The sequence below is a fragment of the Paenibacillus sp. A14 genome, from assembly GCF_036864815.1.
Lineage (GTDB): Bacteria > Bacillota > Bacilli > Paenibacillales > Paenibacillaceae > Fontibacillus > Fontibacillus sanfengchensis.
Window position 1 is genome coordinate 127,774 of the sequence record NZ_JBAGJD010000006.1, and the last position, 12,648, is coordinate 140,421.

At 47.7% G+C, this 12,648-nt stretch carries 13 protein-coding genes; 7 read left to right on the plus strand and 6 right to left on the minus strand.

Going from position 1 to position 12,648, the window contains the following annotated elements; all coding sequences use genetic code 11:
- Positions 1-161 precede the first annotated feature (161 nt).
- On the plus strand, positions 162-1,778 hold the full coding sequence (locus V4U88_RS17145; protein WP_334074471.1) for a spore germination protein: 1,617 nt from the start codon (positions 162-164) through the stop codon (positions 1,776-1,778).
- The gene (locus tag V4U88_RS17150) at positions 1,775-2,965 is read left to right on the plus strand and encodes a Ger(x)C family spore germination protein (RefSeq protein WP_334074472.1); all 1,191 of its coding nucleotides are present in this window, start codon (positions 1,775-1,777) and stop codon (positions 2,963-2,965) included. The genes V4U88_RS17145 and V4U88_RS17150 overlap by 4 nt, the downstream gene beginning before the upstream one ends.
- Positions 2,966-3,133: 168 nt before the next feature.
- On the opposite strand, the gene V4U88_RS17155 is transcribed toward V4U88_RS17150, so the two are convergent.
- Positions 3,134-3,982 (minus strand): GerAB/ArcD/ProY family transporter, encoded by an 849-nt coding sequence (locus V4U88_RS17155; protein ID WP_334074473.1) that lies wholly within the window; start codon positions 3,980-3,982, stop codon positions 3,134-3,136.
- A 496-nt stretch (positions 3,983-4,478) separates the two neighbouring features.
- Here V4U88_RS17155 and V4U88_RS17160 point away from each other — a divergent pair, with 496 nt between their 5' ends.
- The 4 genes from V4U88_RS17160 to V4U88_RS17175 are packed head-to-tail and all read left to right on the plus strand — an operon-like array spanning position 4,479 to position 6,300.
- Entirely contained in the window at positions 4,479-4,904 is a 426-nt protein-coding gene (locus tag V4U88_RS17160) for a MarR family winged helix-turn-helix transcriptional regulator (RefSeq protein ID WP_416367258.1), read from the plus strand.
- A gap of 39 nt (positions 4,905-4,943) precedes the next feature.
- Positions 4,944-5,582 carry a nitroreductase family protein gene (locus V4U88_RS17165; RefSeq protein WP_334074474.1) on the plus strand — a complete coding sequence of 213 codons (639 nt, stop codon included), beginning with the start codon at positions 4,944-4,946 and terminating at the stop codon, positions 5,580-5,582.
- A 22-nt stretch (positions 5,583-5,604) separates the two neighbouring features.
- Positions 5,605-5,901: a putative quinol monooxygenase gene (locus V4U88_RS17170; RefSeq protein WP_334074475.1), complete on the plus strand. Its 297-nt coding sequence runs from the start codon at positions 5,605-5,607 to the stop codon at positions 5,899-5,901.
- Positions 5,902-5,928: 27 nt separating this feature from the next.
- Positions 5,929-6,300 (plus strand): DUF1304 domain-containing protein, encoded by a 372-nt coding sequence (locus V4U88_RS17175; RefSeq protein WP_334074476.1) that lies wholly within the window; start codon positions 5,929-5,931, stop codon positions 6,298-6,300.
- A gap of 173 nt (positions 6,301-6,473) precedes the next feature.
- On the opposite strand, the gene V4U88_RS17180 is transcribed toward V4U88_RS17175, so the two are convergent.
- From V4U88_RS17180 to V4U88_RS17200, 5 genes are all read right to left on the minus strand, one after another.
- Positions 6,474-7,673 carry an MFS transporter gene (locus tag V4U88_RS17180; protein ID WP_334074477.1) on the minus strand — a complete coding sequence of 400 codons (1,200 nt, stop codon included), beginning with the start codon at positions 7,671-7,673 and terminating at the stop codon, positions 6,474-6,476.
- A 259-nt stretch (positions 7,674-7,932) separates the two neighbouring features.
- The gene (locus V4U88_RS17185) at positions 7,933-8,376 is read right to left on the minus strand and encodes a MarR family winged helix-turn-helix transcriptional regulator (protein ID WP_334074478.1); all 444 of its coding nucleotides are present in this window, start codon (positions 8,374-8,376) and stop codon (positions 7,933-7,935) included.
- A 131-nt stretch (positions 8,377-8,507) separates the two neighbouring features.
- Entirely contained in the window at positions 8,508-9,374 is an 867-nt protein-coding gene (locus V4U88_RS17190) for a phosphosulfolactate synthase (protein WP_334074479.1), read from the minus strand.
- A 108-nt stretch (positions 9,375-9,482) separates the two neighbouring features.
- Positions 9,483-10,787, minus strand: coding sequence for an MFS transporter (locus V4U88_RS17195; RefSeq protein WP_334074480.1), 1,305 nt, complete (start codon positions 10,785-10,787; stop codon positions 9,483-9,485).
- Positions 10,788-10,875: 88 nt separating this feature from the next.
- Positions 10,876-11,745: a hypothetical protein gene (locus V4U88_RS17200; RefSeq protein ID WP_334074481.1), complete on the minus strand. Its 870-nt coding sequence runs from the start codon at positions 11,743-11,745 to the stop codon at positions 10,876-10,878.
- Positions 11,746-11,986: 241 nt separating this feature from the next.
- On the opposite strand from V4U88_RS17200, the gene V4U88_RS17205 reads away from it, so the two are divergent.
- Positions 11,987-12,529 (plus strand): phosphotransferase-like protein, encoded by a 543-nt coding sequence (locus V4U88_RS17205; RefSeq protein ID WP_334074482.1) that lies wholly within the window; start codon positions 11,987-11,989, stop codon positions 12,527-12,529.
- Positions 12,530-12,648 lie beyond the last annotated feature (119 nt).

Below are 12,648 nucleotides of genomic sequence, written 5' to 3' on the forward strand. Positions count from 1 at the left end.
ATATATATTGCAGGGCTAACGTAATTGGTGACGTGCTTTTGCCGACTGTTTGAAACAAAGTTTGATAGGCTTCATCTAACAACCGGAAGTGAGCCGGATTGAATTTTTTTGAATTTTTTTACACATACTTCGCTTAACAAATCGGTTGAGGTGAAGTTATCATGTTTGGTAAATTTATTAAATTTATTTTCAAAAAATCATCTTATAAAACCTCGTCTTTAATAGATAATAAGCGCTATACTGAACCTCTCCAAATAAGAATTCAACAGAACATTGAAGCCAATCAAGCTCATCTTAAGAGTACATTGGGAAAAAGCGATGATGTCATTTTCCGGGAATTTGAACTGAATACCAAAAAAACTGTAAAAGTATTGATTTGTTTTATCAATGGAATAGTAAATTTAGACTTTATTAATAAGAATATTATTAAATCGGTCATGGAGCCGTTAGAGCTGGCTGACTTGGACGGCAGCCAATTTAGTTCCCGAATGATTAAGGTCTTTAAGAATCACATTTTGAGTGCCGCCGAATTAAAAGAAGCGGATTGCATGGATAAAGTGATCGATGCCATTTTATCTGGTGAAACCGCCCTATTTATTGATGGCTGCGATTCCGCTCTGACGATTAGTACGCAAGGTTTTGAATCAAGAAGCATTGAGGAGCCTAAAACGGAATCCGTGGTTAGAGGGCCACGAGAAGGATTTACTGAGGTGTTACAGGTGAACACTTCTTTAATACGCAGAAAAATTAAAAATCCTCAGCTTATATTTGAAAATTTAGTCTTAGGAAAACAGACGCGTACAACGATCTGTGTCGGATATCTTGATGGAATTGCCAACCCCCAAATTATTCAGGAAGTAAAGCAGAGGCTGAACCGAATCGATACGGACGCCATTTTAGAATCCGGGTATATCGAGGAGTTTATTAAAGACCATCCGTACTCTCCATTTGCAACCGTTGGAAATAGCGAAAAGCCCGATATTGTAGTGGCAAAATTACTGGAAGGAAGAGTAGCCATTTTATGCGATGGCACTCCGTTTGTTTTAACCGTACCCCACTTGTTCGTTGAAAACTTGCAAAACTCAGAGGATTATTATTCGCTGCCCTTTTTATCATCTGGAATCAGATTGCTCCGGTTTGCTGCATTTTCTATTTCTATTTTCACTCCGGCATTTTATGTAGCCATAAGCAGTTTCCATCAAGAGATGATTCCGACAGTTATGCTTATCACGATGGCGGCGTCGCTGGAAGGAACTCCATTTCCGGCAGCATATGAAGCTGTGCTTATGGGGATCGTTTTTGAATTGCTCAGGGAAGCCGGTGTGCGTATGCCGCGGCCTGTCGGACAAGCCATCAGCATTGTCGGGGCGCTGGTCATAGGAGAGGCGGCTGTCAATGCGGGAGTCGTCAGCGCCCCGATGGTTATCGTGATCGCCATCACCGCCATATCCAGTTTTATTGTTACGACTTTATATAATGTGATCGTTCTGTTCCGGTTTTTTATTCTGATCTTGGCTTCCACCGTTGGAGTATACGGAATCTTGATCGGCACATTTATCCTTCTCGCGCACATGTGTTCTTTAAGATCTTTTGGAGCTCCTTATTTAGCGCCGGTCGCCCCCATTATTTGGAACGAATTAAAGGACTCCTTGATTAGGGCTCCTCATTGGCTAATGAAATCAAGGCCCCGGTCCATTACATGGAGCGATTCGACGAGACAGCGTATATCCTTGAAGCCTGTGCCTTCAAAACCGAATAAGGAAGGTGACGACCATTGAAAGGCAAAATGGGTGTGGTGCTGCTCCTTGCTGTGCTCTTGACCGGTTGTTGGGATGGTATACAATTGGATGAGATCGGCATTGTCATGTCGATCGGGTTAGATAGGGAGCCAGATACGGGGAAAATAATCCTTACCGCGCAAGTCATACGGCCCGGCGCACTAGGAAAAGAAAAAATGACAGATGAAGCCCCGGTAATCCTCGTCACCGGGAAAGGTGATACCATTTTTGAGGCAATCAGAAGCATGGTGAAGATAATGGATCGTAAAGCTTTTTTCGCCCATACGAAAGTCATTGTAATAGGAGAAGGAATTGCCAGACAAGGGATTATGCCGGTTCTTGATTTTTTTGCGCGAGGAAAGGAGATGCCGAGATACGTCTGGCTATGCGTGGCAAACAATGCGCAGGCGCGAGAAATATTGGGAGTGAAAAACGGAATCGAAAGAATCCAGGCCGTCTATTTGAAAGAAATGATCCAAAATCAACGCTATAACTTGGGGATAAGTAATTCCAATATCATCGATTACTATAAAAAAGCGCTGGGAGACGGAATCAATCCGGTGATGACCGCATTGAAAATTGTTGAAAAATCAAATCTGCAAGTCGAGGAAAAACAGTCGTCCACCAAGGGGGTTAAGCTTTCGGGGACAGCGGTTTTCAAAAATGATCGGTTGGCCGGATATCTTGATGAGATGGAAACCAAGGGAATGAATTGGATCCTTGACGAAGTGAAAGGCGGAGTTGTTACGTTCCCTTCTTTTATGGAAGAGGGAAAGCTAATGTCGATTGAAGTGCTTAGAGCGAATACAAAGATCATTCCTAAAATAAACGACAGCAGGGTTACTTTCGCCATTGAGGTCAGTGGAGAAATTTCCGTCGTTGAAACACAAAGCTATCGCATGCTGAATCGGCCAAGTGAAATACTTAAACTTGTAGACCAAACGGAAAAAGCAACGAAGAAAGTGATAATGAAAGAAATCAAGGCGGCTGTGGAAAAGGCGCAAAAAGATGTGAAATCCGATATTTTCGGTTTTGGAAGCGAGTTAAACAAGAAATATCCCGAGAAGTGGAAAGAGATAAAAGGGGAATGGAGCGACATGTTTCCTAATATCGATTACACCGTAACGGTCAACATTAATGCCAAAAGAACCGGACTACAAAAATCTCCATTTGAACCCAAAGAATAGAGTTCTTCACCGCCTGACCATCTTGAGCAAAAGTAGAATGATATGATAAAAAAGAACCAACAAGAGGGCCCCTGTATAAAAAATGCCTCCAAATATCAGAATGACTGCCACGAGGCCCAATTGTTTTAACGTAGAAAGGTCTATCGGAAGAAATTCGAACAAGCGGTATCACCTCGTAGGGATAAGTTTGCTTTTAACCCAAAGGATCATTAAGACCAGCGCCGGACATATGATTTGAAAAAAAGTTTGGATATTGCGGTCCATTATCTCTCCTGACCAGCGTTGAAAGGGGAAACTTCTATAGAAAACGATCGTAAACCAAGTCGTGCAAATGCCGGTGATCACAATAATCCACTTCTCATTGCCGATTTTGAACAATGACTTGACTGCCAATACCCCTCCTCCGAAATAAATGGTCATTTTGAAAAAACCGCCGATAAACATGACCACAACAACGACGACATCCAGATTGGTTAGAATATCCATGACGTTAACGATTTTAACCAGATCGTAAAATGGAAAGGTAGCGTTTGACGCATATTCGACACCTAATACCGAAATCAACATGATGGTCGAAACAATAATGAAAACTCCAGATATTCCAATCGCAGCCAACGATATTGGGCGCATCGAAGTCTTCCTATCCACCAAACTCCAATATAGGAGAAACACCACGATTTCACCGAACGGGAAGTTGACGATGCCAGGGATCGTTGCTTGCAGAACCGGGTTGATTCCGTTGGCCAAAACAGGCTTTAACTGGGAAAAATCAGCTTGCCCCGAAGCGTAAATTAGTGTGTAAATCACCAGATTAAAGAGCACTACAACAGGCAGCATCAATTCGCTTAAACGTGCCAATACTTCGTATCCCAGGCAAAGTACATAAACGCTGGTAAGCATAAAAAGGCCAAGAACAACCACTATCGGGGTGGTAGGGAGAAAAATCGTAACGATAAGCTCGCCAAACTCGCTAAGTACAAACGTAGAGATATAAAAAAATAGAGTATATAAAGGCAAATCAAAGGGACCGCAATCCACTTCCCCAAAACGGTACTTAGAATTTCAACCCAGTTTTTCTCCGGATAATAGCTTTGAATTTTCGTATAGACCCAGAGAAGAACAAAACCTAAGAGCATCGCAATCAGAATCGCCAACCACGCATCTTGCTTTGCCTCGATTCCTCTGGCGAAAAGGGTGGTGCTACCGATTTCGAACAGCATTAGCAGCGAGAAAAGTTGTGTTTTGCTAAAACCCGCCATTTTATGAATTCCATCCTTTAATATTTATTTAACTTGCAGGAACAGGATAGGAATGTCCTATGTAGTACTAGTCATTTTCACCATAAATCAAGCCATCTATACTTTCAAACACTTGATAGTGTATTCCCCTTCCCCAAAAAAACTTGCATTTCCATGCTTTCTGCGTTATATTTGACCTATCAAACATTGATAAATCAAATATTGATAAGTCAATTTTAGCACTAATCCGTTTAAAGAAGGTGAGAATTAGCATAATGTGCTCTTCGATGGAGTCCGTGATTTTATATAAACTGCATTTTCTCAGTAAAGAGATCAACTCGAAATTTTCCGAGTGCACAGGCATCAGCCAATCGCGGTTTGAGCTGTTGCATCATCTTTATCAGACGGAAGATGAAGTGAGTCAGCAAGAACTCCAAAAAGAGCTGAACATCGATAATGCGGCGATCACACGGCATTTAAAACAGCTTGAAGCGAGCGGCATGATCTCGAGACGAAAAAAAGAGAGCGACAACCGAGTCACGCTAGTGCGGCTCACCGACCAAAGCCGGCAAAAAATCGGCACGTTTGAAAAGGAAAAGAAGCGTTTGGTCGAGATCATGCTCAAGGATATTCCTCAGGAAGAACGGGAAATTCTGCTCGATCTGCTGAACCGGATTCAACTTGCGATTAAGGAAATGTAACCAACCGAACAGAAACAGACTAAAAAGGAGAAGATAACCATGACCAATGCGCAACAAACCAATGATTTCAAGGAAATTGTCACCGGACGGCGTTCCATCCGCAACTACGACCCATCCGTAAAGATCAGCAAAGCAGAAATGACCGAGATCCTGACGGAGGCCACGACTGCTCCTTCATCCGTAAATATGCAGCCGTGGCGGTTCCTCGTCATTGAAAGCGAAGAGGGGAAAGCGAAGCTGGCCCCGCTGGCGCGCTTCAATCAGACTCAAGTGACCACCTCGTCGGCGGTAATCGCCGTATTCGGGGATTTGAACAATTTCGATTACGGTGAGGAGATTTACAGCAAAGCCGTCGAGTCGGGATACATGCCTTTAGAGGTAAAAGAAAGACAAATGAGCGCCCTGAGCGCGCATTTCGCAAAGCTGGACCCGCAAGTCAATAGGGAGACCGTACTCATTGACGGCGGCCTGGTGTCCATGCAGCTTATGCTTGCGGCCCGTGCACACGGGTATGATACTTGCCCTATGGGCGGCTACGAAAAAGATCAAATCGCCGAAGCTTTTGGCTTGGATAAAGAACGTTATGTGCCGGTGATGCTCCTTTCCATCGGGAAAGCGGCCGACGAAGGATACCAATCCGTCCGCCTGCCGATCGCTAAAGTAGCCGAGTGGAAATAAAGCGAAAAAGGGAGATGTAAAGATGATCCTCATACATGCCGGATTTCAGGTAGACCCCATGAAGGAAGCCGATTTTTTGGCTGAAGTTGGTTTGTTGGTTAAGGCTTCCAGGGGAGAATCAGGAAATCTGTCGTATCAATTTTTTAAAGATACGGAACAGGAACATAAGTTTATGATGGTGGAAGTTTGGAAAGATGCGGCGGCGGTGGATGCTCATAATTCAAGCGCGCATTTTACTTCATTCGCTGCTAAGGCGAGGGAGTTTTTGACCGCTCCGTTGGATATACAAGTTTATGACGGACAGCCCTTGAAGAGCTAAAGAAGACTTTGGGACAAGGGGGCGTTTATGGAAACATTGGCGGTTATTTTTACTTTGCTTGTAGCCGTGGAGCATGTATATATCATGCTGCTGGAAATGGTTTTTTCCACGAGCAAAGCGGCGCAAAGAACATTTGGACTGACAGAGGAATTCCTTAAAGATCAAAGGGTCAGGACTTTGTTTGCCAACCAAGGGTTGTACAACGGCTTTTTGGCGGCAGGTTTGTTTTGGGGAGTTTTGTTTGCGCCGGCACCTCATAACACATCGATCCAGCTGTTTTTCTTGGCTTGCGTAATCATTGCCGCGGCGTTCGGAGCCGTTACCTCAAACAGGGGAATATTAATAAAACAAGGTATGCCGGCCATTTTGGCGATCATTTTCGTCCTGCTTTCCTTGTGACGAAGACTCGTTGAGATTCCGACTCCGCAACACGCGGGTCTGGTTAAACTGTATTTATTTGAGCTGCGAGAAAGTAATTTTCTTGCAGCTCTTATTTTTATTTTCACCTTACCGAAAGAAAGCCCCCCCCCTTAGCCTCCTAAAGAGTATCCGGACGGGCGCCAGGAAGCCGTTCAATTTTCACGAAGATGGCCCCGTGCGGCATTTTGTTGGGCCGGGGCCTCCCGACTTCCGATTTTTAGCCATAGTCCGAGTGAAAGCACAAAGCAAGCCAACGTAAGGGAAGCTACGGCCATAAATTGGCCCGTCCATCCGTACAGGACGCCAGCGATATAAGAGCCTGCGGTCGTGGCCCCGTACATGACGGCATTGCTTAGAGCAGCAATCGTGCCCCGGGCTTGATGGGAGAGCGATTGAAGCTCGGCCATCATCACCGGAAACAGGGTGCCCATGAGAAGGAAGATTGCAAACAATCCGGCTTTTACAAAAAACGGAGAGGGGGACACGGAGATACCGAGATATAATGCGCCTGCCGCGCCCAAAGCAAACACCAACACCCCGCGTTTCCCGAAACGCTTTACGGCCTGGCTCCCAAACAAACTGCCGAGCAAATTGCCGAGTCCCAAAAACATCATGACCTGGCCTGTTTGCGCAACGTCCAACGAATAGGCGTCAGCGAGCCAGGTTCCGAGAAAGCTGAAAGCCGCAAAATTGCCGAGCTGAAAAGCAAAGTAGGCGATGAACGAAATTTTTCCGTTTTTAGCTGTGAGAACGCTGCGGTAGCTTTGGAGAAAGCGAAGACCGGACGCTTGCCGATTCACCTGTCCCGGCGGGAGGTCGGGCACTAAGAAGCGAATCAGAACAGCAAGCAGCAAGGCGCTGGCACCCAGGAGAAAGAAAGGGAGCGACCAGGTTCGGGCCGCCATAAAAGCCCCTACCGGGACCCCCAGGGTTTGGGAAATGGCAAGGCCCCCCGTGACCATTCCCATGGCTCTGAGAATTTGGTGAGAACGGACGACGGAAGGGATCGAGGCCCAAACCTGCGGGGTGACAACGGCCGCCGAGATGCCGGAAAGAGCGCGGAACAGCAGCATTACGGCAAAATTGGGAGCTATTCCGCATAAAAAAGTCGATACGGCGAAGCCGATCATCCCGTATAGCATCACTTTTTTTCGGTTCCATCCATCCGAGAGGGGCCCGATTACCAAGGCGAATAGGGCGTATCCGAGCGCATAAGCACCGATCATCCATCCGGAACTTGCTACCGAAATGCCGTAAGTTTCCCGCAGCACGGGGAGTAGCGGGGAGATCAGAAATGTGTCCGTGCCGATTAGAAACATAAGTAAAAAGTAAAGAATGATAATTCTGTTCATGAGGCAATCTCCTTTGCAACAATGATTTAGTTATGTAGTACAACAACTATTGAACTAATAGACATAAAATAGAGTCCTTGCGTCATAACGACTCAAGGAACCCCGGAAGAAAAGTGGTAAACGCTGCTTTGTTGATAAGAGGCATCCGATTTCTTTAGTTCAATAGTCATAAAACTAAGATACATAAATTTAATGGAGATTGCAACTCCCCGGTCCTCATATTTGTGTTTTGCAAGTTTATGTCGAGCAAATCAGGTTGTTACCGGACTGCTGCTGCATAGCTTGATTTTCCCATGGCTTCATTCAGCAGGCGAACGGAACGCAGAATCGTTTCTTTTTCGAATTCGGTTAAGTGCAAAAAGATTTCCTCAAATGTTTCGGCCATTTGAGCGTCGATGGAAGCGGCGATGAACTGACCTTCAGCAGTTAGAGACAAATTGTAAACCCGGCGGTCTCCGGCATCCGGATTCTTCTTCAACAGTTTCATTTTAACGAGCGATTGGACCTGTCTGCTGAAGGTTGTAATATCCGTACCCAGCGCATCGGCGATTTCCTGCATCGACGGCTTGTGCCGGCGGCTTACTTCGTACAGGATATGGCTTTGAACCAGCGAAATTTCAGCGCCGCCGGCCGTACAGCAATTTTTGCTCAATACTCCGAAACGGCGGGTCAGCATATGAAGCAATTCACGCGTATTCTCCATATAAAATTCATCTCCTCTTGATATTTAGTTATAACGTATTTGGTTGCAGGATGCAAATATATATTGAATAAAAAAGCGGCTAAACCGGGGGAAGTCCCGTGTTTGACCGCTTCCGTCTTTTCCTGATTCATTTAAATGACATATACGTATTCCTTGGACTCCTGCTTCTTCAGCCCGAATTCAAACGTATCCTGGCGAAGCCCCCGCCGCATCGTTTCCAACGAAAGTATTTCCGTCGGAGGAATATTGCCCAAGTGCACGCCCGGCCCGAATTTGCGCAAAAACAGAACCTGCTGATGCTTTAAGGGCGCTTCCCACATCAAACGGTTCAGGTCGGGCACAAATTTCAAGACGTCGTCCAGCAGATTCGTCCGGCATTCGCCCTTTTCGTCGAAAACGCCGACCCCCGTACCGGATTCGCGGGCCTCCACCGTCAACAGTTCGGCGCCGGCCGCCAGATCCGTTTCGAACGTTTCGGCAAGGGAGGCGGCATCGATCAGTGATCCGGACAATTTTTTGCCATGTTCCGTGAACACCATTAGCCCTCGCTGCTTGCCTTCCTTGATCAGTTCGGTCCGCTTTTGTCGCGGAAGGTCAATCGTGCCATCGGACACCTCGATCCCGTTAAAGCCCAGGCTGCAGACGGTATTGAAAAAGTCGGGGATGACACCCTGCTGAACGGCCGTCTCCAAAAGCGTCCCTCCCGGCATGACGACGATGCCGTGACGTTTGGCCAGGTTGATTTTATAAAGCAGCAGTTCGGTGCTGTATAGAGGGGCCGTGCCGAAACCGAATTTGATGCAGCTGATATAGGAGGAGGCCGTTTCGATCATGTCCGTAAACGAATGCCTGCCCAGCCCTTTATCGATGACCATCGTCTGTCCGCGTCCCGTCCCTGCGGCACTGTTGCAAAGAGCCGGCTCCGCTGCGGAATCTTGGCGAAGTCCGCTCGGATCACACAGCTCGGATGGCCAAACTCCACGCAAGGAATTTTTCATTTGAAATCTCCTCAATTCTTTAGACTTTTCATGTCATCAGGTGACATTGATATCTTATGCGTGGATACCCTGACAGGTGCCCAAAGCGAGGAGAGGCCAGTAAAACCGTCACTCCGCCAATTTGGCGGGAGGCTTGATCAAGAAGAATACCAGGCCCAACGTGATGAAGGACAAGGCCGAGACGGAAATGAACACGAGCCGGTCCGATTGATCCATCATCCAGCCGAACAAAGGCGGACCGAAAGCGACGCCCAAAAAGCGCAAGCTGTTATACAGGGAGGTGATCATTCCCCGTTCGCTTTTCTGGACAGCCCCCGTGATCATTGTATTTAAGCAGGGAAGAAGAAGCCCTGTTCCGATGCTGCTTAACGTGAGCAATCCGATGAATACATAAATGTTTGTAAAGAAGAAGATCGTGGCGGCGAGCGAAACGCTCATCATCACCAGTCCGATATTCATGAGCCAGCGAATGAGGGTGCCTTTTTTCTTGATCAAGCTACCTGTCGTGTATGAGGTGATGACCATGCCCAGCAGCGGGATAGCCAGGATCAAACCTTTCACGACGCCTTCGATTTTATAGGGCGGATCTTCCAGCGTATTCGATAAATAAAACAGCACGCCAAAGAGAATAAAAAGCCCCAGGGATCCGGCGAAAAAGGAGGTGATAAGCCAGCGCCCTTTTTCCTTGAAGATTTCCCCGATTTTGCCGATATAGCTCTTCAGATTTTGTTTCTGCTCATGCTTTGGTTCCTTGATCATAAAAAGTACGGCCAGCAGGGATAGCGCGCAAAACACCGGAAAGGCAAAGAAGGAGGCGTACCAGACGATCAACACGAGCAGGGAGCCGATAATCGGGCTGAGTACCTTGCCGACGCCGTTGGAGGCTTCGATCAAGCCAAGCGCTTGGCTCTCCGTTCCCCCTTTGTATAAATCGCCGACCAGCGCCATGGCGATCGGTGCCGTTCCGGCTGCGGCCATTCCCTGGATGGCCCGCGCTATGATAATAACCGTATAGGAGTCCCATACCGCGCCGAAGCCCGCAAGCAGCCCTGCCGCTCCATAAACGATCAGCGCCGGGATAATGATCACTTTACGCCCGAACCGGTCCGACAAGTAACCGATCACCGGGATAAAAATGCCGGCGGCCAACGAAAAGATCGAGATAATCAAGCTGCTTTGGAATTTGTTGATGCCAAGCTCTCTCTGCATTTGCGGCAGAACCGGGACCAGCATCGAATTGCCGAAGACCAGTACGATCGGGATGGTGGCGATGGCGATGAACTCCCAGATTCGGCCTTTGCTGCCGCCGCTTTTTTTCTTGTTCTCCCTTGTTTCTGATGTTTCCGATGGGCGGCTCAAATCGATATCGCTCTCAAAAGTAATGTTCAGCTTTCGGGATTTCGTTTTTGCCATAGGTTTAATCTCCTCTGAACGGAAATGTACTATAGGTTAGACTATCCCGCTTTGAGCTTCATTATTTGCAGTTTCGAAAAAGGCTCTTTTAACTGCTGCATCCGCCGCCGCAACTGCTGCAGGAAGAGCCGCCTCCGTCGGATGAACCGCCGCTGTCGGAGCAGGAGGAACCCGAATCATGATTCGAGCCGTGCGAGACATCCCCGTGGTGATCTCTCCGGTCATCGCTTCCCGAACTGCAAGCCGTGCCGCCGCAGCTGGAGCCGGATTGCTCTTTCTTAAGCTGTTCCTCGGGGGTCAAGTAATCCGAGAAGTTGGCCGGGTCGGTCATGGAGAAGAAAATGACGGAGCTCAGCAAAACATCTGTATTGTTAAAGTTAACGGGTTTGCGGACGTCTTCCGCTCGCTCCACCTCCAACCGGAACTGCAGCGCATCCTTCACGGATTGAATGGCTTTGCGAGCTTCGGGCAGTCGGTCGTAAGCCCAAGCATTAAATCGACCGCCTTGAGTGGGAGGGGCAGAAGCATCTCTGTATGCCTCCAACTCTTCGCGCGGGATCGGATGGCGGAAAAACCGGCCCCACAACCGTTCGCTGTAAGGGTTCCAGCCAAAAAGCTCCACATAAACGAAATCGAACCAAGCCCGCTCTCCGGGGATCGGAACGGATTCGGCAGGGTTGGGGGAGTGATGCAGCATCCGGCCGAGATATTTTTCCGAGAAAGCCTGGTAGTCCCGGGTATACATAAGCATTTCGTGCCAGACTTCATCCACCGCCTTACTGAACATGGGCACGCGATCCAAAACCGCGCACATGACATAAAAACGCTGCAACTCAAGCCAGCGCCATTCATATTCCCGCTCGCTCATTTCCGGATGTTCCCTTAGAACCCGCTGCTTAAGGGACTCTTCGTAAGACGCGGGGATCGACTGCTCCAGCTTGTTCGCGAGCGGCCACACATCACGGTTCCGTTCTGCGATCGGCGGAGGGGGAGGAGCGTTGCGTAAACTTTCTTTTGGATGACGAGTTGATCTTCTTCTCCTGGATTGGGATAATAAGAAAATGATGGTAATTGTAATGACTAGGATCAAGATGAAGATGTACATGCAATCTTCCTTTCTCATAAAGTCTTATTCTGAATTATGTCAAATTTAAACTACTCTTGCAAAACAATAAAAGGGAGAAGGAGGGAGGAAGTCAGTGTCCAAACCTGCGATTTACCTGATTACGGGCATCATGGCCAGCGGAAAATCGACGGTCGCCCAGCTGCTGGCCGAACAATTGGAACACTCTGTTCATCTTCGAGGCGATGTGTTTCGTAAAATGATCGTAAATCATCGGGTCGAAATGACCCCTGAGGCGGAACGGGCGGAGGCGGAAAGTCAGCTTCGGTTAAGGTACCGGTTGGCCGCCGAAGCCGCTGATACCTACGCTAACGCCGGATTTACGGTAGTGGTTCAGGATGTTGTAGTCGGTCCCCTGCTGAGCGATTTTATTGCTTACGTCCACAGCCGGCCGCTTTACGTCATTGTTCTGTGTCCCGATACCAAGGTTGTCGCCAAAAGGGAAGCGGAACGCGCGAAAAAGGGATACGGCGCGTGGACGATAGAGGCGCTGAACTCGGTTCTACAGCAAGAAACCCCGCGAATCGGTCTTTGGCTGGACACTTCTCGCCTCAGTCCGGAAGAGACGGTTGCGCAAATTAGGGCCCGGGCGAACCCCGAAGCTCTGATTATGACTTAAATCTCAAATCACCTTACTTCCGAGGAGGATGCACTATGATTTTGCTGGAGCCTTTCTATTAACTCTCTCTTCCGGATATCCGCGGACCTCCTTTTTGGCCATAGCAGGAAAAGAAAGTT

Coding starts and splice junctions, on each gene's coding strand:
- V4U88_RS17145 (WP_334074471.1), top strand. CDS start 162: ATGTTTGGTAAATTTATTAAATTTATTTTCAAAAAATCATCTTATAAA.
- V4U88_RS17160 (WP_416367258.1), top strand. CDS start 4,479: ATGTGCTCTTCGATGGAGTCCGTGATTTTATATAAACTGCATTTTCTC.
- V4U88_RS17165 (WP_334074474.1), top strand. CDS start 4,944: ATGACCAATGCGCAACAAACCAATGATTTCAAGGAAATTGTCACCGGA.
- V4U88_RS17170 (WP_334074475.1), top strand. CDS start 5,605: ATGATCCTCATACATGCCGGATTTCAGGTAGACCCCATGAAGGAAGCC.
- V4U88_RS17175 (WP_334074476.1), top strand. CDS start 5,929: ATGGAAACATTGGCGGTTATTTTTACTTTGCTTGTAGCCGTGGAGCAT.
- V4U88_RS17180 (WP_334074477.1), bottom strand. CDS start 7,673: ATGAACAGAATTATCATTCTTTACTTTTTACTTATGTTTCTAATCGGC.
- V4U88_RS17185 (WP_334074478.1), bottom strand. CDS start 8,376: ATGGAGAATACGCGTGAATTGCTTCATATGCTGACCCGCCGTTTCGGA.
- V4U88_RS17190 (WP_334074479.1), bottom strand. CDS start 9,374: ATGAAAAATTCCTTGCGTGGAGTTTGGCCATCCGAGCTGTGTGATCCG.
- V4U88_RS17195 (WP_334074480.1), bottom strand. CDS start 10,787: ATGGCAAAAACGAAATCCCGAAAGCTGAACATTACTTTTGAGAGCGAT.